Source organism: Paraburkholderia sp. A1BS-2L (assembly GCF_051125205.1).
Classification (GTDB): Bacteria; Pseudomonadota; Gammaproteobacteria; order Burkholderiales; family Burkholderiaceae; genus Paraburkholderia.
The window spans coordinates 488,464-512,621 of record NZ_CP120431.1 but is presented as its reverse complement, the minus strand read 5'-3'; the positions used below and the strand labels follow the sequence as shown (position 1 = coordinate 512,621).

The window sequence follows — 24,158 nt, the reverse complement described above, 5'->3', positions numbered from 1 at the left end:
CGTCTTGGACTCGCTCGTGCGCGATGCGCAGAATGGAATCGATGCAAAGTTGCGCTTAAATGCCGGCATGGCTAGAGCGCTGGCCGGCGCGCCATTATTCTACCGTTTGGGGGACAGGATGTTCGAGGCCTTCACAATGTCCATCGTTGCCGTCACGGCAGGCGCCAGCCTGACTTTTCTCTGCGCGCTCCTCATGCCCGAAAAATTCGCGCAGAAGAGCGCTGCAAACGGCCCATTCGCAGGACTGGGCGACGCGCCCACGCGCCAGCGGGGCGCGCGCTCACGGCGCTCGCGCCGCATCCGGCGTGCCGGCCACGCGTTAATGTGAGTTCACGGGTGTGAGTTCACGAATGTGAGTTCACGGCGCAGCCGGCATGATCGCCGCATGCCAGCGTGCGCCAATCGCGGTTAACGCTCAATACACGTCGCGCACGTAGCGGCGTTCGCGCGTCATCTGGCCGACATACTCGCCGGCCGCATCGTCGCTCATACCGCCATGCTGCGCGACGACCGATTTCAATGCGGCATCCACGTCTTTGGCCATGCGGCTAGCATCGCCGCACACGTAGAAATGCGCCCCCTCCTCCAACCACGCCCATAGCTGCGCACCATGCTCGCTCATGCGGTCCTGCACGTAGACTTTCTCTTTCTGGTCGCGCGAGAACGCAAGATCGAGCCGGCTGAGCAGGCCATCGTCGCGCATGCGCTCCAGCTCGTCGCGATAGTAGAAGTCGGTGGCCGCGTGCTGTTCGCCGAAGAAGAGCCAGTTGCGGCCCGTGTCGCCATGCGCGCGCCGCTCGTGCAGAAAGGCGCGAAATGGCGCGACACCCGTGCCGGGGCCAACCATGATCATCGGCGTATCGCCGTGGCGCGGCGGGCGGAAATGCGTGCTCTTCTGCACGAACACGGGCACGCTGGCGGCCGTCGCACGGTCGGCGAGGAACGTGGAGGCCACGCCCTTGCGCTCGCGTCGGCCATTGTTGTAGCGCACCGCCGAGACGGTCAGATGCACTTCTCCTGCGTGCGCCTTCGGGCTCGACGAGATCGAGTAGAGCCGCGGCTGCAAGCGCTTGAGCATGCCGGTCAATTCCTTCGCCGAGAGATCGATGGGGAATTCGTGCAGCACATCGGCAAGTTGTTGTCCCCACAACCAGTTCTTGAGATCACCCTTGCGTTCGTCGCGCAGCAGTTCGTTCAGGCCCTGCCCGCGCGTGCGCGATGCGATGAACGCAAGCGCGTCGGGGCCGGGCCGCGCGATCTCGTAATGCTTGCCAAGCGCGTCCGCCAGACGCATATCGCCCACGCCTGGCACCTCGACTGGCGCGTCGGCGGGAAGGCGCGTGAGCGCGAGCAATTCGTCCACGAGCGCGGGGCAGTTGGTCGGCCATACGCCTAGCGCGTCGCCCACTTCGTATTCGAGTCCCATGCCGTCGCCGCCGACCGTCGCGAGCGAGAAATAGCGCGTGTCCTTCACCGCGCCCTGCATGTTCAGACGCACGTTGTGAATGAGGCGCGACGCGGCCGGGCGCGCTTTGGTCGCGGCGCAGCCGGGCAGCACCTCGGGAATCGAGCCGCCCGCAGGCACGGCATGCAGCGCGGCGTCTTCTTCCTTGATGCGGGCGACCACGCGGTCGAGCCATGCATCCGCGCTGTTCTGGTAATCGGTGTCGCAATCCTGGCGCGCCATCAAGCGCTGCGCGCCCAGCGCTTCGAGACGTGCGTCGAGATTGCGGCCATGGCCGCAGAACGAGTCGTAATTGCGATCGCCTAGCGCGAGCACCGCGTAACGCAACGCGGCAAGGCGCGGCTCATGCTCTGCTTTGAGCGCCGACCAGAACGGCTCGCCATTGTCGGGCGCGTCGCCGTCACCGAAGGTGCTGGTCATCAACAATGCGTATTGTGCTTTCTCCAGATGCGCGAGCGAGTAGTCGGCCATGCACGCGGTGCGGATCTCGAAGCCCGACTCCATCAGTTGCATGGCGTAGCGTTCGACGAGCGACTCCACATTGCCCGTTTGCGAAGCCCACAGCAGAACCACCTTCGGGCGAGTATGGGCAATCCGCACGGCGCCTGGTTTTTCGACCGGCTTGTCGTTATGCACATGAACCGCTTCGAGCGCCGGCTCGATGCCCGATTCACCCCGGCTGAACAGCCCCGCCAGCAGACCGTCGAGCCACGCGCGCGTGCTCGCGGGAAACGGCGCGTGTGCGGGCAGCACGGGCACCGCTACGGCGCGGCCCTGTGCCTCGGTCTTCGACGAACGCAGCCCGCCGACGAAACCCGCGAGATAGCGCCGCTCCGTATCGTTGAGTTCCGGCGCGGCCACCGCGCCGAGGTCGAGTAGATTCGCAAACGCATCGATTCGTGACATGTCGAGTTCCTGAGACGGATGAGCCGCGCCGGTATCGTGCTTGTCTGTCACGAGACGGTCAGGCTCAGGCGCCACGCGCGCAAGCGCAACGGCACAAAATTTCAATTCGGGCTGCTGAGAAAGCGTATCGATCGCATCGCTCGTGACCGCGTTCACGCAAAGCTCTTCGCCGAATACGTCGTTCCAGTGCATTGGCGCGAAACAATTGCCAGGCTGCACGCGGTCGGTCACCACGGCGGGCAGCACCACGCGCCCGCGCCGCGAACGCACCTCCACGCGGTCCTTGGCGGCGATGCCTAGCGCGCCCGCATCCTCGGGGTGGATCTCGACGAACGGCGCAGGATTAAGCTTGTTGAGCATGGCCACCTTGCCGGTCTTCGTCATGGTGTGCCATTGGTGCTGCAAGCGCCCCGTATTGAAGACGATGGGAAACGTGCCATCGGGCAACTCGGCAGGTGCCACGTGAGGCCGCGCGAAGAATACGCCCTTGCCATGCGGCGTGGGAAAAACGATGCGCGGGCGGCTGCCGCGTTCGTCCTCGCGCAGGGTTTGACTGACGCCATCGTTCAGATAGCGAATCGGATTGCGGTCGCTTTGCGCTGCGCCTTCCTCAGGCGCACAGGGCCATTGCAGCGGCGTCTCGCGCAGCTTCGCGTGGCTCGCGCCGCGCAGGTCGTAGCCCGTCTTCGGATTCGAAAACGCCACGATCTCGTCGAACACCTCCGTCGCACTCGTGTAGCTGAACGCGCCCTCGTAACCCATCGCACAAGCCACGCGCGCGATGATCTGCCAATCAGGCAGGGCCTCGCCCGGCGGCTCGATCGCCTGCTGCATGAGCGTCATGTTGCGTTCGGAATTGATCATCACGCCTTCAGCCTCTGCCCACAGCGCGCCGGGCAGCAGGACGTCGGCGTACTGATTCGTTTCGGTGTCCAGAAAGGCGTCTTGCGCGATCACGAGTTCGGCGGCGCGCAAGCCCTCCACCACGGTGCGCCGGTTGGCGACCGAAGCCACGGGGTTCGTGCAGATGATCCAGCACGCCTTGATCTCGCGCGCCGCCATGCGCGAGAACATGTCGATGGTGCCGCCGCCAAGCCGCGTCGTGAGCGTGCCGTGCGGCACGCGCCAGAGGTCCTCTACGAACGCGCGGTCGTCTTCCGAGAGCACCGAGCGCTGGCCCGGCAAACCCGCTCCCATATAGCCCATCTCGCGCCCGCCCATCGCATTGGGCTGGCCCGTGAGCGAAAATGGCCCGCTGCCGGGGCGGCAGATCTTGCCCGTCGCCAGGTGCAGATTGCAGATTGCGTTCGTGTTCCATGTGCCGTGCGTGCTCTGGTTCAGGCCCATGGTCCAGCAGCTCGTCCACTCGGGCGCTTCGCCGATCATCCGCGCGGCGCGGCGGATATCGTCCTCCGCCAGCCCCGTGATGGCCGACACTTTCTCCGGCGTGTAGTCGCCGAGGAAGGCCGGCATCGCATCCCAGCCCTGGGTGTACTGCTCGATGAACGCGGCATCGGTATGGCCGTTCTCATGCAGCAGATGCAACAGGCCGTTGAGCAGCGCGAGATCGGTGCCTGCCTTGATCTGCAGAAACAGGGAGGCTTTCTCCGCCGTCGCGGTGCGGCGCGGGTCCACCACGATCAGCTTCGCGCCCGCTTTCACGCGGTCCATCATGCGCAAAAACAGAATCGGATGGCAGTCCGCCATATTCGAGCCGATCACGAGGAACAGGTTGGCGCGATCGAAATCCTGATACGAGCCAGGCGGCCCGTCCGCGCCTAGCGAAAGCTTGTAGCCGCTGCCCGCGCTCGCCATGCACAAGCGCGAATTCGACTCGATGTTGTTGGTGCCCACGAAGCCCTTTGCGAGCTTGTTCACGAGGTACTGTGCCTCGATCGACATCTGGCCCGACACATAGAACGCGAGCGCATCCGGGCCGTGTGTATCGAGCGTCTCGCGCAGGCGGCGTGCCGTATCGGCAATGGCCTGCGCGAGCGGCAGCGGCACGGGGTCTTCGTCGCGCGCGTGACGCACGAAAGCGCGTTCGAGCCGCCCGGACTTGCGCAGCGCCACGTGCGCCGACGAACCCTTGGTGCACAGACGCCCGAAGTTGCTCGGGTGCTCGGTGTCGCCGGAGATCTTCGTGACTTCACCGTCCTGCACGTGCAACACCATCCCGCAGCCCACGCCGCAGTACGGACAAACGCTCTTGACGGTTTTTTCGGTCATGTACGGCTCGAATCCGTGGCTATAAAAGAATCAGGCCGAAACCCAAACCTGGCCGTTTTCCACGCGTGCGGCAAACGCACTCACCGAACGCACGGGGTCCTCGAGGCACTCGCCGGTCGAGAGATCGAAATGGTGCTTGTAGATGGGCGACGCCACGACGATGCGCTCGCCCAGGCTGCCCACGAGTCCGCGCGAGAGCACCGCGGCCTGCGAGTTCGGGTCGTAGTTGCCGATGGCGAACACGCGCGCGTCGCCGTCGTCGATATGGAACACGGCGATCTGCTCGCCCCCTACGAGCGCGCACACACCCGTGTTGGGCACGATGTCGTCGAGTTGGCAAACGGGAACCCAGGTGTTTTGCGCGATTGCGTGGCTGGCGATGTGGCTCATTTCGTACTCCTCGTAAGTGAAGGGACTCGGTAACACTCAAACCGCTTCGATGACAACGGGAATTTCGGCAAGCGCCTGGTGCTGCGCACGCACCGGAATGTGCTGGCGCTCCTCGGGCGTGGCGGGGCGAATCTGGCCGCGCTCCTCGACGAAGGTCACGTGCTGGTCGCCCGCGTCGCTATTGACGAAGTGGCGGAAGCGCCTGCGCGTTTGCGGATCGGTCACGGCCTTCTTCCACTCGCACTCGTAGGTATCCACCACGAGCTGCATCTCCGCTTCCAGTTCCGCAGCGAGGCCCAGCTTGTCGTGCACGACCACATCGACCAGATAGTCGAGGCCGCCTTCGAGGTTGTCGCGCCACACGCTCGTGCGCTGCAGGCGGTCCGCCGTGCGCACGTAGAACATCAGGAAGCGGTCGATGTAGCGGATCAGCGTGGCGCGGTCGAGATCGGACGCGAGCAGTTCGGCGTGACGCGGTTTCATGCCGCCGTTGCCGCACACATAGAGATTCCAGCCGCGCTCGGTGGCGATGATGCCGATGTCCTTGCCCTGCGCCTCCGCGCATTCGCGCGTGCAGCCCGACACGCCGAACTTGATCTTGTGCGGCGCGCGCAAGCCTTTGTAGCGGTTCTCTACTTCGATCGCGAGGCCGACCGAATCGCCCACGCCGTAGCGGCACCACGTCGAGCCCACGCACGACTTCACGGTGCGCACGGCCTTGCCGTAGGCATGCCCCGATTCGAAGCCCGCGTCGATCAACTCCTCCCAGATGAACGGCAGATGTTCGACACGCGCGCCGAACAGGTCCACCCGCTGGCCGCCCGTGATCTTCGTGTAGAGGCCATACTTCTTCGCCACCATGCCCACGGCGATGAGGCCCTCGGGCGTGACTTCCCCGCCCGGCATGCGCGGCACGACCGAATAGGTGCCGTCGCGCTGAATATTGGCGAGGTAATAGTCGTTCGAATCCTGCAGGCTCGCGTGCTCCTTCTTGAGCACGAACTCGTTCCAGCACGAGGCCAGAATGCCGCCCACCACCGGCTTGCAGATATCGCAGCCGAGCCCCTGGCCGTGCTTCGCGAGCAACGCGCCGAAGGTCTTGATGTTCTCCACGCGCACGAGGTGATAGAGCTCCTGGCGCGAATACGGGAAGTGCTCGCAGAGGTGATTGTTGACGGCCACGCCCTGGCGCCGCATCTCCGACTTCATGATCTGCGTGACGAGCGGCACGCAACCGCCGCACGACGCGCCCGCGCAGGTCGCGGCCTTCATCGCGCCGATGCTCGTCGCGCCTTCGCGCACCGCCTCGCAGATCCGCGCCTTCGAGACGTTGTTGCACGAGCAGATCTGCGCCTCCTCGGGCAGCGCCTCCACGCCGAGCGCGGGCTTGGCCTTGCCATCGGCTTGCGGAAGGATCAGAAACTCGGGCGATTCGGGCAGCTCGATGCGGTTGAGCATCATTTGCAGCAGCGTGCCGTATTCGCTTGCATCGCCCACCATCACCGCGCCGAGCAGATGCTTGCCGCATTCGGACACCACGATCTTCTTGTAGACCTCGCGGCGCTCGTCGGCGAAGCGGTAGGAGCGGCTGCGCGGCGTCTTGCCGTGCGCGTCGCCAATACTCGCCACGTCCACGCCCATCAGCTTGAGCTTCGTGCTCAGGTCCGCGCCTTCGAACGCGCTTGCCGCGTCGCCCACGAGCGTCTTTGCGACGATGCGCGCCATATCGTAGCCCGGTGCCACGAGGCCGAAAATCTGGCCTTGCCACAGGGCGCATTCGCCAATCGCGTAGATATCGGGGTCGCTCGTGCGGCAAGCGTCGTCGATGACGATGCCACCGCGCACGCCCACTTCGAGCCCGCAGGCCCGCGCGATCTCGTCGCGCGGGCGTATGCCGGCCGAGAACACGATCATGTCGGCTTCGAGATGCGTGCCATCGGCGAACTCCATGCGGTTGGCGGCGCTTTCGCCATCGACGATAGCAGTGGTGTTTTTCTGCGTATGCACGCTCACGCCCAGCGCTTCGATCTTGCCGCGCAGCATGCGGCCGCCGTCTTCGTCGACCTGCACGGCCATCAGCCGCGGCGCGAACTCGACCACGTGCGTATCGAGCCCCAGGTCGCGCAGGGCCTTCGCGCATTCGAGCCCGAGCAGACCGCCGCCCACCACCACGCCCGACTTCGCGCTGGCGCCACGCGAGCGCATCGCCTCGAGGTCCTCGATGGTGCGATAAACAAAGCAGTCCGTACGATCGTTGCCTGCGATCGGCGGCACGAACGGCGACGACCCCGTCGCGATCACGAGCTTGTCGTATGAAAGCGTCTCGCCGTTGGACACGCTTACGGTCCGCGCCGCGCGATCGATTGCAACAGCCTTCGCGTCCAGCACGAGGCGCACACTGCGGCGAACATCGTCGCGCTCGAAGAATCCGTCGCTCACGAGCGAGAGATCCTCGGCGGACTTGCCGGCGAAGAATTCGGAGAGGTGCACGCGGTCATATGCGGGACGCGGCTCTTCGCAGAGCACCGTCACGCGCAGGTTCCGCACGCTTGATGCTGCGGCGTCGGCGAGCACGCACTCCAGAAATTTGTGGCCCACCATGCCGTGACCGATGACGACGATGTCCAGACCGTCCACTGCGAGCGTTGATTGCGTCATGCCTGTAGCCCCTGCCCAATAAAAAGGCGTCCCGCGAATCTGGCTCGCGAGAAGCCAGACTCGGGGGACGCCGTTGCCCTGAGATTGAATCGATTTGCACTGCCACGCTGCAACATGGCAGCCGGATCGCCGGCCGCCGGATCGCCATTGATCCTGTTCGCGGATCGTTATGCAAGCACCGTGCCAATTCGCGCAAAATCTCCACAAGCCCCGCATGGCGGGGCGCACGCGAATTTCTACGCGGCCTGGTTCCCACGAACCATGGTGCGCCGCGACGGGGCCCGGCACAAATTTGGTGCCATGCAGCACGCTTGCTGTGCGCGTTCGGTGCGCCACGGCGATGCATTCGCACAGCTTGTCAAATCGGTGCACGCCCGCGAGAGGCGGCGAAGGGGACGGGCATCGACCGATTCGTTGCGCGCTGGTCTGGAATTTGCATGAAGGCATCAACGAACAAACTGAACCAACGCGAAAGGACAAACATGAATCCGACGGGCAAGGTCACCTTATTGAGCGCAGGTCCCGGCGACCTCGACCTGCTGACCCTGAAGGCGGCCAGAGCGCTCGCATGCGCCGACGTCGTGCTGCTCGACGACCTCGTGAATCCCGAGATTGCGTCGCTCGCCCCGCAGGCGCGCGTGATCAAGGTCGGCAAGCGCGGCGGCTGCCGTTCCACGCCGCAGGCGTTCATCGAGCGTCTCATGCAGCGCCATGCGCGCAAGGGCCTTCACGTGGTGCGCGTGAAAGGCGGCGAGGCGCTGCTGTTCGGCCGCGCGGGCGAAGAACTCGCGGCGCTGCGACGAGCGCAGATTCCTGTGGAGATCGTGAACGGCGTGTCGTCTGCATTTGCGGCAGCGGCGGGCCTCGGCGTATCGCTTACTCATCGCGACCACTGCCAGGGCGTGATTTTCGTGACGGCGCATTTGCGCGACCACAGCGAACCGGACTGGCGCGCGCTCGCCGCCACGCGCATGACGCTCGCGATCTATATGGGGATGAGCCGCATCGAGACGCTGTGCGCGACGCTCGCACAAGCACTATCGAGCGAGACGCCGGCTGCCGTGGTGCAATGGGCCGGCACTGCGAACGAGCGCCGCGTGACGGGCACGCTCGGCACCATCGCCGCTGCGGCGACGCAAGCGGAACTCGGCAGCCCGGCCATCATTCTCGTGGGAGATGCGATTGGGGAGGCGGTTACGCTGGCTGCGTTCGACGCGCAGGTGTCGCTATTGCGCAGCGCGTAGCGAGGAAGCGACCGCCCTATTCGCCGAGGTTGAGAAGATTCGAAATGGCCCGCGCCAGACCATCGGGGTTGTCGTACGCAATCATATGCTCGGTGTTGGCCACGAGTTCAACGGTACAGCCGGCTTGCTCGAATTTCGCAATCTCGTCGCGCGTTGCCGCATCGGAAAGGACCACGCCTTTTATCGCGTTCAGCCTGGCCAGATCATCGAGCCAATGGCTCGAATTATCTTCGATGGCCGACTGGGCCCATTGATGGATGGCATAAGGCGACGCCACGGAAAATGGCCCCAGCCACGCATCGTTGCCGCCTTGGGTTTTCAGTTGCGCCAGCAAATGCGCAAACCCGCCGTCGACGAATTGCTCTTCTGTCTGCGACGCAATTTCGGACAACCTAGCAATGCCGTATTCGGTCAGCCCCGGTTCGCACAGTATAAGCGTGCGCATCTGAATCGGCGGCGTCTGTGCGAGTTTCAGTGCAACGAATGCACCGGCGCTGTGGCCGAACAGGTTCACGCGCGAGCAACCGTGGCTCTCGACAAAGTCCGACAAGACTGCTGCCTGCGCTTGCGAATGATAATGTCCGTCCCGTGGCTTGTCGCTAAAGCCCGAGCCCATGAGATCGACCAGCAACGACCTGCGCTTCGCGTACGAATGAGCGCTGACTACGGGCGGGTAATCGCTGCTCGAGGCGCAGCCCAAACCGTGAATATAAACGAGCGGCTCAAAAGCCTCACGCCCGGAATGCAGATCGAAATAGCGAAGAACATTGCCTCTTTCGTCGATAACGAACTCATCCATCCTCAGTCCTTGGTCCTGATACCCACGCGCGCCGCTACGCCGTCTCCCTCCGCCCCAACACTCTTTTTGCCGCAAGCAAAGGGAGCCGCAAGCCGAAGCCGCCCAGAAGCCGCAGATGCATCCCCGTCAGCAGCAGGTTGTCGCGCACGTAATTGAAATGCGAAACGCCGCCCTCGTGCGCACTGAAGTAGCGCACCGGCGCCTCGATCTGGATAGGCTGCACGCCGGCCCAGCAAAGCCGCACCGCCGCTTCGGGATCGAAATCGAAGCGGCGCATCCACGCATGGCGCTGCATGATCGTCTTGAGCGGCTCGATCGGATAGACGCGAAAGCCGTAAAGCGAATCGCCAATCCCGGCCCACAGCGTTTCGATATCCGCGAACAGATTCGAAAGGCGTCGCCCCTGCACGCGAACCCAAGGCGCGCTCGCGTCGAATTTGGGCCGGCCCAGCACCATCGCATCGGGCTGCGCCTGCGAAGCGGCCATGAAGCGCGGAATCAATTCGGTCGGATGCTGGCCGTCGGAATCCAGCGTGAGCACGTGCGTGAAGCCGCACGCCGCCGCGGCCTCGATGCCCGCGAGCACCGCGCCGCCCTTGCCGCAATTGGTGGGCAGCACCATCACGCGCAGTCCCGGGTCGTTCGCCGCCATTGCCTGCAGGCGCTCGGTGCTGCCATCGGTGCTGCCGTCCACGACCACCCAGACGGGGTTCCAGCACGCGCGCGCAGCGCGCACGGTCTCGTCGACCTTGAAGCCCGGGTTGTAGCTCGGAATCAGGACGAGATGCGTGGATGAAACGGCCGGCGTGGACATGGAAGCGAGCGATTGCATGAAACGAAATACGGACAAGGCGATGCTGCCCCTCGAGCGGCATCGAGCGCGTTCAGCGCACGCGATTGGCCTCCACGCAGGCGGCCAGCGCGCCCAGCGTCGCGAAGATCTTTTCGTTATCGGGATTGTCGGAGCGCAGTTCGAAGCCGTACTTCTTCGAGATCAGCAGCGCGATCTCCAGAATGTCGATGGAGTCGAGCCCAAAGCCCTCGCCATAGAGCGGGGTGTCTGCGCTCACGTCGTCGAGCGAGACGTCCTCGAGATTCAGTTCGCCGACGATCAGCGCGGCAAGCTCTTTTTCCAGTGCGTTCATCATGCGTGCCCGACAGCTGGCGCACAGGCGGCGCGCAACCGGCGACACGGCGCACGCATCGCACGTGCTCCCCGCCGCCCCTCCCGGCGCCTGCCCGGTGCCCCACCTGTCTGATTTTGGGGTTCGTTTAGTAAAAGTTACGCGGATTCTAGACGATGGGTATCGGGGCGTATACGGTGCTCGCCGCTGAAAGGTTACAAGGGGTCGGACGCGCGCCGCGCCAATTCAGGGACGCGAACGCGCCAGACGCTTGCGCGGCATTGCGCGCATCCGGTTCGGACGCCCGCACAGCTGCGCGCGAGGACATACAAACGGTTACAAACCGGGGGCGCGCCATTCCGGCGATGGTCCGTCGCCATCTTAAAATATGCGTGTCGCCCTCGTGCGACCAGCTATTCCTACGACATATATGTTGCGCGCGGGCATCAAAGTGCGTGAATAACCGTCCGCTACCCGTCATGAGAGAACTGACTGGTCGCATTCCCACCCATGGAGCCGAACTCGCCGTGCCGCACCCGCCCTGTTGCTTTCGCCTCGAACCGGACCCCGTTCCGGTAAAATTGCCGGTTTGCCTCGCGGCCACCGGCGAGGCCGGCGTGCGGGGCGCGCATCCTGGACAACACATGCGCGAGGCTCATGGCCGGCAGCGCCGGCCCGGAGGACTGCGATGAGCACGCTCGCAGGCTTCGCGCGCGCGGCGCTCGCGGTTGGGGCGGTGGTCGCGTACCAGATCCTGGCTCATCACGCGGTGGCCACACCCGGCGAGCACGGTTTCGGGCTCGCCATGGCGCTGGTGCCGCCGCTGGCCATTGCGCTGGTTGCGGCGGCCCGTTCGCCGCGCCGGGGCTGGCTGCTGCCGCTCTGGGCGCTCGCGGCCGCCGCGTTGTGGGCCGCGCGCATGCCGCTTGCGCGCCATTTTGAATGGGGCCTGTACATCGAGCACGTGAGCTTCAATCTCGGGATGGCGCTGGTGTTCGGCCGCACGCTCGCCAAGGCGCGCGTGCCGCTTTGCACGCAGTTCGCGACGATGATTCATGGCTCGCTCACGCCGGCTGTCGCGCGCTACACGCGGCAGATCACGGTCGGGTGGACGGTGTTCTTCGTCGCCATTGCCGCGGTTTCGACGCTGCTGTTCGCCGCCGCGCCGACCGTCGCCTGGGCGACCTTCGCCAATTACCTGGCGTTGCCACTGGTGGGGGCGATGTTCGTCGTCGAGCACGCGTGCCGGCGCCTCGTGCTGCGGGGCGAGCCGTCCGCCCGCATGCTCGATGCGATTCGCGCGTACCGGCAATCGTCGGCTCGCGGTTACGCCGGGCATCCGAACCACGCGGGCCGAACGGTCCACCCGTGCCATGAGTGAATCCCCGCGCGACTGGCGGCGCGCAGCAGCGCCGCCCCCTGTTTCCGGTTCAACTGAAGTTATGTCGACTTATCCGCTCGTTTTTCACGCTTCGCCCCACCAGATCATTGCCTGGCGCGACGGCTCGCCGGTCACGGCGCGCGCGTTCCTCGCCGAGGTCGCGCGAGTGGCCGCTGCGCTGCCGCCGGGCGCACACGTGTTCAACGTCTGCCGCGACCGCTACCGCTTCGCCGTGAGCCTGTGCGCTGCGCTGGTGGCGGGGCGCATCAGCCTGCTGCCGTCCACGCAGACGCCGGAGATGGTCCGCCAACTCGCCTCGTTCGCACCCGACGCGTTCTGTCTGCACGACAGCGCCGATTGCACCATCGACCTGCCGCGCTTTCGCTACCCCGACGCCGCGCCAGCCGCCTCCGACATCAGCTCGAACGACAACGCGCAGGACGACGCGCCCCTCGATGTACCGCAGATCGACGCGTCGCGCATCATGGCCTGCATCTTCACCTCGGGCTCAACCGGTGCGCCAGTGCCGCATCGCAAGACCTGGGGCTCGCTGGTGGCCAACGTGCGCGCGTCGGCCAAACGCCTCGGGCTGCCCGAGGCGGGCGCCGCCACCCATACCGTGGTGGGCACGGTGCCGCCGCAGCACATGTTCGGCTTCGAATCGACCGTGCTGCTGGCGCTGATCGGCGGCCTTGCGTTCAGCAACCGGCAGCCGTTCTATCCGCTCGATATCCGCGCCGAACTGGAGGCCGTGCCGCAGCCGCGCGTGCTCGTGAGCTCACCCATCCACCTGCGCGCGCTGCTCGCGAGCGACGCGGCGCTGCCGGAAGCGGCGCTCGTGCTCTGCGCCACCGCCCCGCTCGCCGAAAAGCTCGCCCGCGAGACCGAGACGCGTCTGCACGCGCCGCTCGTGGAGATCTATGGCAGCACCGAGACGGGCCAGATCGCGACCCGGCGCACTGCGCAGGGCGCGACGTGGGAACTGATGCCGCACGTCCGCCTGGAGGCGCGTGCAGCGGCAAGTAACGAGCGCGACGATAGTGACGAAGGGCCGACGTTCTGGGTCTCGGGCGCTCACGTGGAAGAACCCATGCCGATGGGCGATGCGCTCGAACTGCTCGACGAGCGCCACTTCCTGCTGCATGGGCGCAAGGCCGACCTCATCAACATCGCGGGCAAGCGGACTTCGCTCGCCTACCTGAATCATCAGCTCAACGCGATCCCGGGCGTGGCCGACGGCGTGTTCTTCATGCCGGACTCGGCCGCGCTCGCCAATGCCAACGCGCGCGCCGATCGCGAAGGCACAGGCGCGGTCACGCGCCTCGCCGCGCTCGTCGTGGCGCCCACGCTCACGGCCGCCAGCGTGCAGCGCGCGCTGCGCGAGCGCATCGACGCCGCATTCATGCCGCGCCCGCTAGTGTTCGTCGAGTCGCTGCCCCGCAACGAAACCGGCAAGCTCCCGCACGACGGGCTCGCGGCGCTCATCGCACAGCACGCGCGTGAAACAGCGGCGGCGGCAGCGGCACAGGCAAGCCGCGCCAGTTGCACAAGCAGCACCGCCTCCGCGCGCTCCTTCACGATTCCCGCCGATCACCCCGCGCTGCCTGGCCACTTCCCAGGCCATCCGATCGTGCCTGGCGTCGTGCTGCTCGACCACGCCATCGACGCCATCGGTGCGGCCCTGAACCGCCCGATGCAAGCGTGGCGCCTGAGCGCCGCGAAGTTCCTGAGCCCGGCCTGGCCGGGCGAGGCGCTCGATCTCGACTTCGACGCCACGGCCAGCGGCGCGATCCGTTTCACCGTGCGCGCGGGCCAGCGCGACGTGGCGAGCGGGACGCTGTCCACCGAACCATCCCCCGTCCCAAGGACGGCCGCCTCACCAGCGTGCGCCACGCGCGCAGGCTCGCAGGAAGGGCTTCAACCATGACCAGGCGCACCGACTGGGCCCAACGCCAGGAGCGCGGCAGCGCGCTGCTGCTGCGCGCCATGACCTGGCTTTCGCTGCGCCTCGGCCGCACCGCCGCGCGCGGCCTGCTGCATCTGATCGCCGTCTATTACGTGCTGTTCTCGCCGCGCGCGCGCGCCGCCTCGCGCGACTACCTGCGCCGCGCGCTGGGCCGCCCCGCCCGATGGAGCGACATCTACCAGCACGTGTTCACCTTCGCGACGACGATCCACGACCGCATCTATCTGATCAACAATCGCTTCGATCTGTTCGACATTCGCCCGCAGGGGCACACGCTCGTCGACGCCGCGCTCGCGAAAGGACGCGGCGCGTTCCTGATGGGCGGCCACCTCGGCAGCTTCGAGGTGGTGCGCGCGCTGGGACGCACGCGGCCCGGCATGCGCGTAGTCGTGACGATGTTCGACGAGAACGCACGCAAGATCAACGCGACGATCGGCGCTGTGAACCCAACCGCGCAGCCGGAGGTGATCGCGCTCGGGCAAGTCGATTCGATGCTGCAGGTGAACGAGCGGCTCGACCGGAACTGCCTCGTGGGCATGCTCGCCGATCGCACGCTGCTTGCCGACGCCGCCAGCTCCACGCGCCGCATGGCCTTTCTCGGCGATCCCGCGGCGTTCCCGCTCGGGCCTCTCTACATGGCCGCGATGCTCAGGCGTCCGGTGATCTTCATGACCGGTTTGTATCGCGGCAGCAACCGCTACGACGTGCACTTCGAGCTGGTCGCCGACTTCACCGATACGCCGCGCGAAGCGCGCCGGGCCGCCGTCGATGCGGCGCTCGTGCGCTACGTCGCGCTGCTCGACAAGCATTGCCGCGCGGCGCCGTATAACTGGTTCAACTACTTCGACTTCTGGCAGACCGCACAAGCGGACCAGGCCGAGAAGAAGCCGCAACCGGCCCAACCGGCGCCGGCCACCCAGGCGGCAAAAGCAACGCCGGCGCATGCGGACATTGCCGCGCGCGTCGCCAGAAACGCCTATGCGACGAACCGCGCCGACACCGCTCGCGCGCGACGCAGCGCAGCAGCGCACGCGGGCCTTGCCGCCCGGGAGACTTCCGACGCATGAGCGCCATCCGCAGTTTCGTCCGCCCGTTCATCGGCCAGCGGCTTGCGCGCCGCGTCGTCGCGTGCGCGATGAGCGCAAGCGCCGTGACCGCGCTTACGTTCGCGCCCGCCGTGCCGGCGCTCGCAGCCCAGGCAGCACAAGCGGTACAAGCGGTACAAGCGGCACAAACAGCACAAACGCCCGACACCTCCGCCTGGTCGCTCGACCGCCTCATGTCCACGCTCGCCCAGCACAAGTCGGGCCGCGCCGCGTTCACCGAGACCAAATACCTCGCGATCGCCTCGCAGCCGATCGAATCGTCGGGCGAGCTGGTGTTCGTCGCGCCCGACCATCTGGAGAAAAACACGCTCGAGCCCAAGCCCGAGCATCTCGTGGTGGACGGCGACATGCTCACCGTCGAGCGCAACCAGCGCAAATACACGCTCGCGCTCGCGCGCTATCCGGAGCTGGGCGCGTTCATCGAGAGCATCCGCGCCACGCTCACGGGCAACCGGCCCGTGCTCGAACAGACGTATCAGGTCGCGCTCACCGGCAGCGGCCAGAACTGGACGCTCACGCTCACGCCGCGCGATTCGCGCATGCTCAAGGCGGTGAGCGCGATCACGCTCGAAGGCGCCGGCGACGCGCTGCGCAGCGTGGCGATCCAGCAGGCGGGCGGCGATCATTCGCTGATGCGCCTGCGCCCGCTGCCCGCGTCGGCGGCGAATTGAGCTCTGAATTGAGCCCAACCCACCGGTAAGCAGGCAGCCGCGCGCATGGACGATCGCACCTCGCCAACCTCGCCAACGCAGCAAGCCCGAGGCTTGCGCGCGCTCGCACAGGCGCTGCAGCGCCACGCAGTGCTCGTGTGGCTGCTGTTCCTCATCGCCTGCGCGGGAATCATCGCGCGCACCCATTTCAGCACCGACCTTTCCGCGTTCCTGCCGCGCTCGCCGAGCGCCGGCCAGCGCGTGCTCGTCGATCAGTTGCGCGACGGCGTGGTCTCGCGGCTGATTCTCGTCTCCATCGCCGGGGGCGTTCCCAACGGTTCCAACGATCCCAGCAACAACACCGATGCCGCCGCGCGCGCCCAGCTCTCGCGGCAAGTCGCGGCCCGGCTGCGCGCCGACCCGCGCTTCGCGGCGGTCCACAACGGCGAAGCCGTGAACGACGCGCGCGATCAGCAATTCGTGTTCGCGTACCGCTACGCGCTGAGCCCGGCGGTCACGCCGCAGCGCTTCACGGCCGGAGGCCTGCATGCGGCGCTGGGCGAAAGCCTCGACTTGCTGAGCTCGTCGGCGGGCCTCGTCGCCAAGGACTTGCTGCCGCACGACCCGACCGGCGAAGTCGCCGCGCTGGTCGGCGAGCTCGACAGCGCCGCGCAGCCGGCAAGCCGCGACGGCGTGTGGGCCTCGCGCGACGGCACGCGCGCCGTGCTGGTCGCGCAGACCGCCGCAGCAGGTTCCGATACCGACGCTCAGGCCAGCGCCATCGATGCGATCCGCAGCGCGTTCGACGCGGCCACGCGCGCGCTGCCGAAAACCTCGGCTGCTTCCGCTGTTTCCGCCTACCGGCTGGAAATGACCGGCCCCGGCGTGTTCTCGGTGGATACGCGCGACGCGATCCGCCACGACGTCCAGCGCATCTCGGCCCTGAGCCTCTTGCTGATCGTCGCGCTGCTGCTCACGCTCTACCGCTCGCCGCGCACGCTCGCGCTCGGCCTCGTGCCCGTGCTCTCGGGCGTGGCCGCGGGCATCGCCGCGGTGAGCCTCGCGTTCGGCACGGTCCAGGGGCTCACGCTCGGCTTCGGCACGACGCTGATCGGCGAAGCCGTCGATTATTCGATCTATCTGTTCGTGCAGTCGGCCGAGACGCGTTCCGGGCGGCGCTCGCGCGATACCCTGCGCGCCTGGGTCGCCGCTTACTGGCCGACGATCCGGCTTGGCGTGCTCACCTCGGTATGCGGATTCGCATCGATGCTGTTCTCCGGCTTTCCGGGCCTCGTGCAACTGGGCGCGTATTCGATCGCGGGGCTCGTGACGGCGGCGCTCGTCACGCGCTTCGTGCTGCCGCGCCTGCAAGGCGGCGCCGTGACGATTCGCGACACCTCGCGCGTCGGCGGCTGGCTCGCCTCGGCTGCACAGGCCGCGCCCCGTCTGCGCTGGCCCCTGCTGGCGCTGACGCTGGCCGCCGTCGCGGTGCTCGCCATGCATCGCGGCGATCTGTGGAGCCGCGAGCTCGCTTCGCTGAGCCCGGTCCCGGCAGCGAGCCAGGCGCTCGACGCGCGGCTGCGCGCCGACGTGGGCGCACCCGACGTGCGCTATCTGGTGGAGATTCCCGCCGCCAGCGAGCAGGCCGCGCTCGAAGGCGCGGAGAAGATCGGCGCGCAACTGCAGCCGCTCGTCGACCAGGGCGTGCTCGCGGGCTTCGAAAGCCCGGCGCGCTATCTGCCGAGCGACGCCGCGCAGCGCGCGCGCCTCGCGAGCCTGCCCGATGCGGCCACGCTCGCCGCGCGCATGCGCGAGGCCGTCGCGAATCAGCCGATCAGCATCAAGCCCGAGGTCTTCGCGCCGTTCCTCGCCGACGCCGAGGCCGCGCGCAACGCGCCCTTGATCACGCGCGCGGACCTGCGCGGCACCTCGATGGCGCTGGCCGTCGATGCCTTGTTGACCGAACGCGAAGGCCGCTGGCGCGCCATGCTCGCGCTGCGCGCGCCCGATGGCGCGGCGGCGCGCGCGAGCGGATCGAGCCTCGACACCGCGCCGATCAGCGCCGCCGTCGCGCGCGCGGGCGTGCCCGGCGCGCTGTTCGTCGACCTCAAGGCGGAGGCCGACGGTCTCTATGTGAACTACGTCCACGAGGACATCCGCCTCTCGCTCGCAGGCTTCGCGGCGATTGCCGTGCTACTGGCGTTCGCGCTGCGCTCGCCGCTGCGCGCGGCACGCGCGCTCGCGCCGCTCGTCGCGGCGGTGCTGGTAGTGGCCGCGTGCTTCGCGCTCGCGGGCGTGCCGATGACCATCCTCCATCTGGTCGGCATGCTGCTGATCGTGGCAGTGGGCTCGAACTATGCGCTGTTCTTCTGCAAGCCCGCGGCCCGCGCGGCGAACGAACCGGCGCATGGACCGTTGCATGAACCGGCAAGCGCGCCGCACATCACGCCGCAGACGCTGGTTTCGCTGCTGGTCGCCAATCTTGCGACGGTCGCGGGCTTCGGCCTGCTCGCGCTCTCGCGGGTGCCGCTGCTCGAAACCTTCGGCCTCACAGTCGGCCCCGGCGCGATGCTCGCGCTCGCCTTCGCCGCGATTCTCGCACCGCAGCCGCGCTCGTCTGCCACGGGACTGCGAGGCCACGAGGCATACCGCGCATGAACACGCCTTCGACACTCGCATACCGCGCATGAACACGCCTTCGACACTCGCACCGCAGCCGGGCGCGCCGCGCCGCTGGAAACCCGCGCCGCTGATCACGGGCTCGGCGGCGCTGCATGTGGGCGCGGCGGCGGCGCTGCTGGCCCAGCCGTCGACCTGGCCCTGGGCGGTGGGCGGCGTAGTCGCCTCGCATCTTGTGCTGACGGCAGCGGGACTCTGGCCGAGGAGCGCCCTGCTCGGGCCCAACTGGACGCGCCTGCCGCACGCAGCGGAGGGCGGCGACGACCGCCGCATCGCCCTCACCATCGACGACGGCCCCGACCCCGAAGTCACGCCGCACGTGCTCGACCTGCTCGACCAGCACGGCGCGCGCGCGACGTTTTTCTGCATCGGCGATCTGGCGCGGCGGCACCCGCGCTGCGTGGAGGAGATCGTGGCGCGCGGCCACGCCATCGAGAACCACAGCCAGCGGCACCGGCACAACTTCTCTGTCTGCGGGCCGGGCGCGCTGCGGCGCGAGATTGAAGCCGCGCAGCGCACGCTCACCGAGATCAGCGGGACGCGGCCGTACTTTTTCCGCGCGCCGGCGGGCCTGCGCAATCCGTTTCTCGAACCGGTGCTGTGCGAGTTCGGCCTGCAACTGGCGAGCTGGACGCGGCGCGGCTTCGACACGCGCGAGCACGACGGCCACAAGGTCGCGCAGCGCCTGCTGGACGGCCTGGCGCCGCTCGACATCCTGCTGCTGCATGACGGCCACGCGGCGCGCGGCCCGGGCGGCAAGCCCGTGGTGCTCGATGCGCTGCCCGAGGTGCTGCGCGCCGCCGCGAGCGCGCAGCTACGCTGGACGACGCTACGCGACGCCCTCTCCCTCGCCCCGGCGACGCTGAACACCGCAGCGAACCCAGCGGCGGCGGCCGACGGCCGCCCGCCAGCCCGGCTCCCAGGCCGAAACGGAGCCGACCACCCCCCATTTGATAAAATTTGATAAGAATCAAGACCCGAACGGGCTCCCGTTTGAGACCTGCGCTTCAGCCACCGGATTCGACCTTCGTGAAACCACTTCTGCTCTCGCACTTCACCGCCACCAGCTGCCTCGGGCGCGGGCTCGACGCGACGCTCGACGCACTGCGCCGCCAGCGCGGCGGCCTCGCGCCGTGCGATTTCGAGCGCGCGGAACTCGATACGTGGATCGGCGCGGTCGAGGGCGTCGACAACGAGCCGCTGCGCGCCGATCTCGCCGAATACGCGTGCCGCAACAACCGGCTCGCGCAGCTCGGCCTCGTGCAGGACGGCTTCGCCGCGCACGTCGAGGCGGCGGCCGCGCGATATGGCGCGGACCGTGTCGGCGTGTTCATCGGCACGAGCACGAGCGGGATTCTCGAAACCGAGCACGCGTACGTCCAGCGCGACCCGCAGACGGGTGCACTGCCCGCGGGGTTCCGCTACGCGCAAACGCACAACGCCTACTCCGTGGCCGCATTCGTGCGCGCGTATTTCGCGCTGCGCGGCCCGGCCACGGCGATCTCATCGGCGTGCTCGTCGGGCGCGAAGGTGTTCGGCACCGCGCGGCGCATGATCGAAGCCGGGCTCATCGACGCGGCGGTCGTGGGCGGCGTCGACTCGCTGTGCCTCACCACGCTGTACGGCTTCAACTCGCTCGAACTGCTTTCGCGCCAGCCGTGCCGGCCATTCGACGTGACGCGCGACGGCATCTCGATCGGCGAAGCGGCAGCGTTCGCATTCATCGAGCGCATGCCCGAGGACCGCAGCCTGCTCGATCGCGATGCCGTGCTGCTGCTCGGCGTGGGCGAATCGAGCGACGCGCACCACATGTCCTCGCCGCACCCGGAAGGGCTGGGCGCGCGCGCGGCCATCGAGCAGGCGCTCGCGACGGCGGGCATCGCACCGCACGAAATCGGCTACATCAACCTGCACGGCACCGCGACACCGAGCAACGACGCCGCCGAGAGCCTCGCGGTGCGCGCCCTCTTCGACGGCACGCCGTGCAGCTCGACCAAGGGCGCGACTGGCCACACGCTGGGCGCGGCGGGCGCGCTTGAAGCGGTGATCGCCGGGCTCGCGCTGCGCCACCGCTTCGTGCCCGCGGGCGTGAACACCACGCAGCCCGATCCGGCGCTGGGCTTCGCCGACGATGGCGCGCACCGGCTTGACTATGTGCTGCAAAGCCGCGACGCCGACCTTTATGCTGTCCTGAGCAATTCGTTCGGCTTCGGCGGCACGAATTGCAGCCTGATCCTTGGCCGCGCCGACCGTTTGCCGGGCGAGCGGCACGAACCGCGAGCGTGAACCCGTCATGAAATTGCGCGCTTCCATCGAAAGCATCGGCCTGATCGGGCCTGGCCTCGCCAACTGGCCAAACGCCGCCGACGTGCTCGCGGGCCGCGCGCCGTGGACGAGCGCGCGCACCGCGCCGCCCGCGCCCGAAGGCCTGCCTCCCGCCGAGCGGCGCCGCACCGGCACAATCGTGAGAATCGCGCTCGCCGCGGGCCACGAAGCCCTGGCCGCGAGCGGCCGCGACGGCGCGACGCTCGCGACCGTTTTCGCCGCATCGAGCGCCGACGGCGAGAACTGCCACGCCATCTGCGCAATGCTTTCGAGCGACGACCGCCATCTCTCGCCCACGCGCTTTCACAACTCGGTGCACAACGCGGCGGCGGGTTACTGGAGCATCGCGGCGCGCTCGCGGGCCGCGTCGAACGTGCTGTGCGCGCACGATGGCAGCTTCGCAGCGGGCCTGCTGGAGAGCCTGTGCCAGATCGTCGTCGATGGCGCGCCGAGCCTCCTGATCGCCTACGAGAGCGCCTACCCCGAGCCGCTGCACACGGTGCGCCCGATCGATAACGGATTCGGCGTGGCGCTCGTGCTTGCGCCGCTGGCCGAAGACGCGCACGCGAACGGCGTGGCGTACATCGAGGCAAAGCTGACCGACGCGCCGGCCACGCCACTCGCCTCCCCCGAACTCGAAGCCCTGCGGGTGGAGAATCCCGCCGCGCGCGCGCTGCCGCTGCTCCAAGCGATTGCGACGGGCCGCGCGGCGAGCGTGGTGATCGACTACCTGCCCGACACGCGCGTGCGCATCGACGTCACGCCGTCGCAGGGAACGCAAGCGGAGGGCGCGCGATGACGCAAGACGTACAAGACGTCGCGCTGCGCGTCCCGCTCGACCGCGCGTGGATCGCCGCGCACATTCCGCACAGCGGCGCGATGTGCCTGCTCGACAGCGTCGACGCATGGGACGACACGCACATCCGCTGCACAGCCACCAGCCACCGCGATGCGCACAACCCGCTGCGTTCGCAGGGCCGGCTCGCCTCGGTGTGCGGCATCGAATATGCGGCGCAGGCGATGGCGGTGCATGGCGCGCTCGCCGGCTCGCAGGACGGCGGACACAACACCACCCATGCGCCAGCAACGCCGGGCCGCCCGCGCGTGGGCTATCTTGCGAGCGTGCGCGGCGTGCAAGCCCATGTCGCGCGCCTCGACGCGTTCGACGCGCCGCTCACCGTGGAAGCCGAGCGCATAGGCGGGGACGGCAACAACGTCCTCTACGGCTTCACGATTCGCTGCGGCGACGAGGTCCTGCTTGGCGGACGCGCAGCCGTCATGCTCGACGCGTCCGGCGCGCTGGCCCGGACCACCGATAACCGTTTCAAGGGAGAACCCACGTGAAAACACGCCAAATCGTTCTAGCCGCGCTGCTGGCCGGCATGGCGAGCTCGGCGGCCTACGCCGATCTCCACGACGTGAAAGAGAACATCAAGAAAGACTCGAAAGAGGCTGCGACGAAGACCGGTCACGCCGCGCGTGACTTTGGCCACGCTACTGCGGACGCGGCCAAAACGGTCGGCCATGGCATCGCGCATGTTTCGCGCGAAGGCTGGGAGGGCACCAAACACGCCACGCGCGAAGGCTGGGAAGGCACCAAGCGCGCCACGAAGCGCGTGTTCCACACGGACTCGAGCAGTAGCAGGGAAACGCAGAAGACAGCGGCGTGAGGGGCGTCGGGATGCGGGGGTAATGAGTGCGATTCGTTAACCCGTTGCGCGCGCAATCATCGTGTTGTGAGCGAACGCGCGGCCATGGGCAAGGTCCCCGCAGCGGCCTTGTGCCAATCCGTCTTCGCATATGAAAGAAACACCCGGGACCCGTCCTCACCCTGGTTATCGCCGCCGCTCCTCAGTCTCTGCTCCTGCTCCCGTTTTCCGTCGTACACGCTACCGGGAAACGCCCCCGACAAATCAGTCACCGGACGATCTACTTGCTATCGCCACTTCAGGCCGAATGCGCCGAGCCGACTCTATCACGTTGTGATATAAATACGATACGGGCCGTGACCCCGGGATTCGGCTAGCCCCACGATGTCAAGGAGTGGATCAACGTGGGGAGTGTCGCGCGCCGGACACGCGACCTATACAGAAGGAGGAATGTTGTGAGTGACACAAGAACCTTCGAAATTTTCCGCTACGATCCAGACAAGGATGCTACCCCGTACATGCAAACGTACGAGGTAGAGGTGACTCCGAATGACAGGATGTTGCTTGACGTGCTGGTCCGCCTGAAAGCACAGGACGAGACGCTGAGCTTCCGGCGCTCGTGCCGCGAGGGCGTGTGCGGCTCGGACGCGATGAACATCAATCGCAAGAATGGGCTCGCCTGCATCACCAACCTCAACGACATCCCCCGCCACACGGTCCTGCGGCCGTTGCCCGGGCTGCCGGTCGTCCGCGACCTGATCGTTGACATGACTGCGTTCTTCAAGCAGTACCACTCAGTCAAGCCCTGGCTGATCAACGATACGCCCCCACCCGAGCGGGAAAGGCGCCAGACGCCCGAGGAACGCGATCAACTCGATGGTCTCTACGAGTGCATTTTGTGCTCGTGCTGCTCCAGCGCGTGTCCCTCGTACTGGTGGAATCCGGACAAATATGTCGGGCCTGCCGGCCTCCTGCAGGCCTATCGCTTTCTGGTGGATTCCCGCGATGAAGCCACCGGCGAGCGACTCGACAATCTTGACGATCCGTACCGCCTCTTCCGTTGCCGGACGATACTGAACTGCACGGACGTCTGCCCAAAGGGCCTGAATCCGGCCAGAGCGATCGGCGAGATCCGCACCATGCTTGCGCGCCGGACAATTTGAATACTGCAAAACAACATAGCGAGGCGATTATGGCGATGCCACGGGCGTCACAGGGCGAACTGATCGACGTTCACCCCCTCGGCGATGCACTGCGAGTTTCGAAATCTGTCACCCTCATGCGCTCGGAGCACATGGAAGTCGTTCGACTCGTGCTTCCGGCGGGCAAGCATATCCCCGAGCACCGGGCGCCCGGTGAAATCACCGTGCAGTGCCTGGAAGGCGTCGTCAAGTTCGGCACCGGCGCGGGAACACAGGTGATGCGCAGCGGAGATTTGTTGTTCCTGTTGCCCGGGGAACCCCATTGGCTCGAGGCCGTAGAAAGCGGCTCAGTGCTCGTGACCCTTTACCTTCCGCATGCTCACCAGGCGACCCCAGCGGACGATCAGCAGGGAAACGCGACAAGCCAGGCCTGAAAGAGGACAGC

19 protein-coding genes and 1 pseudogene are annotated in these 24,158 nt (G+C 67.1%); 14 read left to right on the top strand and 6 right to left on the bottom strand.

Features of this window, described 5'->3' with window-relative positions:
• The first annotated feature begins 4 nt into the window (after positions 1–4).
• Positions 5–328, top strand: coding sequence for a hypothetical protein (locus tag P5W98_RS32180; RefSeq protein ID WP_421028469.1), 324 nt, complete (start codon positions 5–7; stop codon positions 326–328).
• An 87-nt stretch (positions 329–415) separates the two neighbouring features.
• Here the strand turns inward: P5W98_RS32180 and P5W98_RS32175 are convergent, their stop codons facing one another.
• Genes P5W98_RS32175 through nirB form a run of 3 tightly spaced genes read right to left on the bottom strand, consistent with a single transcriptional unit; the run spans position 416 to position 7,618 of the window.
• Positions 416–4,600, bottom strand: a complete 4,185-nt coding sequence (locus tag P5W98_RS32175) for a molybdopterin-dependent oxidoreductase (RefSeq protein WP_421028468.1) — start codon at positions 4,598–4,600, stop codon at positions 416–418.
• 30 nt (positions 4,601–4,630) lie between these two features.
• Positions 4,631–4,990: a nitrite reductase small subunit NirD gene (gene nirD, locus P5W98_RS32170; RefSeq protein ID WP_421028467.1), complete on the bottom strand. Its 360-nt coding sequence runs from the start codon at positions 4,988–4,990 to the stop codon at positions 4,631–4,633.
• 36 nt (positions 4,991–5,026) lie between these two features.
• Positions 5,027–7,618: a nitrite reductase large subunit NirB gene (nirB, locus tag P5W98_RS32165; protein ID WP_421028779.1), complete on the bottom strand. Its 2,592-nt coding sequence runs from the start codon at positions 7,616–7,618 to the stop codon at positions 5,027–5,029.
• A 512-nt stretch (positions 7,619–8,130) separates the two neighbouring features.
• Between nirB and cobA the strand changes: the two genes are divergently transcribed.
• Entirely contained in the window at positions 8,131–8,892 is a 762-nt protein-coding gene (cobA, locus tag P5W98_RS32160; protein ID WP_421028466.1) for a uroporphyrinogen-III C-methyltransferase, read from the top strand.
• Between the two features lie 16 nt (positions 8,893–8,908).
• On the opposite strand, the gene P5W98_RS32155 is transcribed toward cobA, so the two are convergent.
• The 3 genes from P5W98_RS32155 to P5W98_RS32145 all read right to left on the bottom strand — a co-directional run bounded on the left by P5W98_RS32155 (position 8,909) and on the right by P5W98_RS32145 (position 10,836).
• On the bottom strand, positions 8,909–9,691 hold the full coding sequence (locus tag P5W98_RS32155) for an alpha/beta fold hydrolase (RefSeq protein ID WP_421028465.1): 783 nt from the start codon (positions 9,689–9,691) through the stop codon (positions 8,909–8,911).
• 34 nt (positions 9,692–9,725) lie between these two features.
• Complete coding sequence (locus P5W98_RS32150) at positions 9,726–10,505, bottom strand: glycosyltransferase family 2 protein (protein WP_421028464.1); 780 nt, start codon at positions 10,503–10,505, stop codon at positions 9,726–9,728.
• 70 nt (positions 10,506–10,575) lie between these two features.
• The gene (locus tag P5W98_RS32145; RefSeq protein WP_035529598.1) at positions 10,576–10,836 is read right to left on the bottom strand and encodes a phosphopantetheine-binding protein; all 261 of its coding nucleotides are present in this window, start codon (positions 10,834–10,836) and stop codon (positions 10,576–10,578) included.
• A gap of 667 nt (positions 10,837–11,503) precedes the next feature.
• Here P5W98_RS32145 and P5W98_RS32140 point away from each other — a divergent pair.
• The 12 genes and pseudogenes from P5W98_RS32140 (at position 11,504) to P5W98_RS32085 (ending at position 24,147) form a co-directional block, all read left to right on the top strand.
• Positions 11,504–12,196: a hypothetical protein gene (locus P5W98_RS32140; RefSeq protein WP_421028463.1), complete on the top strand. Its 693-nt coding sequence runs from the start codon at positions 11,504–11,506 to the stop codon at positions 12,194–12,196.
• A gap of 61 nt (positions 12,197–12,257) precedes the next feature.
• The gene (locus tag P5W98_RS32135) at positions 12,258–14,123 is read left to right on the top strand and encodes an AMP-binding protein (protein ID WP_421028462.1); all 1,866 of its coding nucleotides are present in this window, start codon (positions 12,258–12,260) and stop codon (positions 14,121–14,123) included.
• Positions 14,120–15,061: pseudogene (locus tag P5W98_RS32130) on the top strand (acyl-CoA synthetase); the annotation flags it as partial. The gene P5W98_RS32135 and the pseudogene P5W98_RS32130, both read left to right, overlap by 4 nt.
• Before the next feature lie 164 nt (positions 15,062–15,225).
• Positions 15,226–15,939 (top strand): outer membrane lipoprotein carrier protein LolA, encoded by a 714-nt coding sequence (locus P5W98_RS32125; RefSeq protein WP_421028461.1) that lies wholly within the window; start codon positions 15,226–15,228, stop codon positions 15,937–15,939.
• 45 nt (positions 15,940–15,984) lie between these two features.
• The gene (locus P5W98_RS32120) at positions 15,985–18,576 is read left to right on the top strand and encodes an MMPL family transporter (protein ID WP_421028460.1); all 2,592 of its coding nucleotides are present in this window, start codon (positions 15,985–15,987) and stop codon (positions 18,574–18,576) included.
• 28 nt (positions 18,577–18,604) lie between these two features.
• The gene (locus tag P5W98_RS32115) at positions 18,605–19,561 is read left to right on the top strand and encodes a polysaccharide deacetylase family protein (protein ID WP_421028459.1); all 957 of its coding nucleotides are present in this window, start codon (positions 18,605–18,607) and stop codon (positions 19,559–19,561) included.
• Between the two features lie 65 nt (positions 19,562–19,626).
• Positions 19,627–20,883 (top strand): beta-ketoacyl-[acyl-carrier-protein] synthase family protein, encoded by a 1,257-nt coding sequence (locus P5W98_RS32110; RefSeq protein WP_421028458.1) that lies wholly within the window; start codon positions 19,627–19,629, stop codon positions 20,881–20,883.
• 7 nt (positions 20,884–20,890) lie between these two features.
• Positions 20,891–21,721: a beta-ketoacyl synthase chain length factor gene (locus tag P5W98_RS32105; RefSeq protein WP_421028457.1), complete on the top strand. Its 831-nt coding sequence runs from the start codon at positions 20,891–20,893 to the stop codon at positions 21,719–21,721.
• Positions 21,718–22,266, top strand: a complete 549-nt coding sequence (locus tag P5W98_RS32100; RefSeq protein ID WP_421028456.1) for a hotdog family protein — start codon at positions 21,718–21,720, stop codon at positions 22,264–22,266. The genes P5W98_RS32105 and P5W98_RS32100 overlap by 4 nt, the downstream gene beginning before the upstream one ends.
• Positions 22,263–22,592: a hypothetical protein gene (locus P5W98_RS32095; RefSeq protein ID WP_421028455.1), complete on the top strand. Its 330-nt coding sequence runs from the start codon at positions 22,263–22,265 to the stop codon at positions 22,590–22,592. Before P5W98_RS32100 ends, P5W98_RS32095 begins: the two co-directional genes overlap by 4 nt.
• A 434-nt stretch (positions 22,593–23,026) precedes the next feature.
• Positions 23,027–23,734, top strand: coding sequence for a succinate dehydrogenase/fumarate reductase iron-sulfur subunit (locus P5W98_RS32090; protein ID WP_421028454.1), 708 nt, complete (start codon positions 23,027–23,029; stop codon positions 23,732–23,734).
• A gap of 29 nt (positions 23,735–23,763) precedes the next feature.
• The gene (locus P5W98_RS32085; RefSeq protein WP_421028778.1) at positions 23,764–24,147 is read left to right on the top strand and encodes a cupin domain-containing protein; all 384 of its coding nucleotides are present in this window, start codon (positions 23,764–23,766) and stop codon (positions 24,145–24,147) included.
• The last annotated feature ends 11 nt before the right edge of the window (positions 24,148–24,158 follow it).

Coding starts and splice junctions, on each gene's coding strand:
- P5W98_RS32175 (WP_421028468.1), bottom strand. CDS start 4,600: ATGACCGAAAAAACCGTCAAGAGCGTTTGTCCGTACTGCGGCGTGGGC.
- nirD (WP_421028467.1), bottom strand. CDS start 4,990: ATGAGCCACATCGCCAGCCACGCAATCGCGCAAAACACCTGGGTTCCC.
- cobA (WP_421028466.1), top strand. CDS start 8,131: ATGAATCCGACGGGCAAGGTCACCTTATTGAGCGCAGGTCCCGGCGAC.
- P5W98_RS32155 (WP_421028465.1), bottom strand. CDS start 9,691: ATGGATGAGTTCGTTATCGACGAAAGAGGCAATGTTCTTCGCTATTTC.
- P5W98_RS32150 (WP_421028464.1), bottom strand. CDS start 10,505: ATGTCCACGCCGGCCGTTTCATCCACGCATCTCGTCCTGATTCCGAGC.
- P5W98_RS32145 (WP_035529598.1), bottom strand. CDS start 10,836: ATGAACGCACTGGAAAAAGAGCTTGCCGCGCTGATCGTCGGCGAACTG.
- P5W98_RS32140 (WP_421028463.1), top strand. CDS start 11,504: ATGAGCACGCTCGCAGGCTTCGCGCGCGCGGCGCTCGCGGTTGGGGCG.
- P5W98_RS32135 (WP_421028462.1), top strand. CDS start 12,258: ATGTCGACTTATCCGCTCGTTTTTCACGCTTCGCCCCACCAGATCATT.
- P5W98_RS32125 (WP_421028461.1), top strand. CDS start 15,226: ATGAGCGCCATCCGCAGTTTCGTCCGCCCGTTCATCGGCCAGCGGCTT.
- P5W98_RS32120 (WP_421028460.1), top strand. CDS start 15,985: ATGGACGATCGCACCTCGCCAACCTCGCCAACGCAGCAAGCCCGAGGC.
- P5W98_RS32115 (WP_421028459.1), top strand. CDS start 18,605: ATGAACACGCCTTCGACACTCGCACCGCAGCCGGGCGCGCCGCGCCGC.
- P5W98_RS32105 (WP_421028457.1), top strand. CDS start 20,891: ATGAAATTGCGCGCTTCCATCGAAAGCATCGGCCTGATCGGGCCTGGC.
- P5W98_RS32100 (WP_421028456.1), top strand. CDS start 21,718: ATGACGCAAGACGTACAAGACGTCGCGCTGCGCGTCCCGCTCGACCGC.
- P5W98_RS32085 (WP_421028778.1), top strand. CDS start 23,764: ATGGCGATGCCACGGGCGTCACAGGGCGAACTGATCGACGTTCACCCC.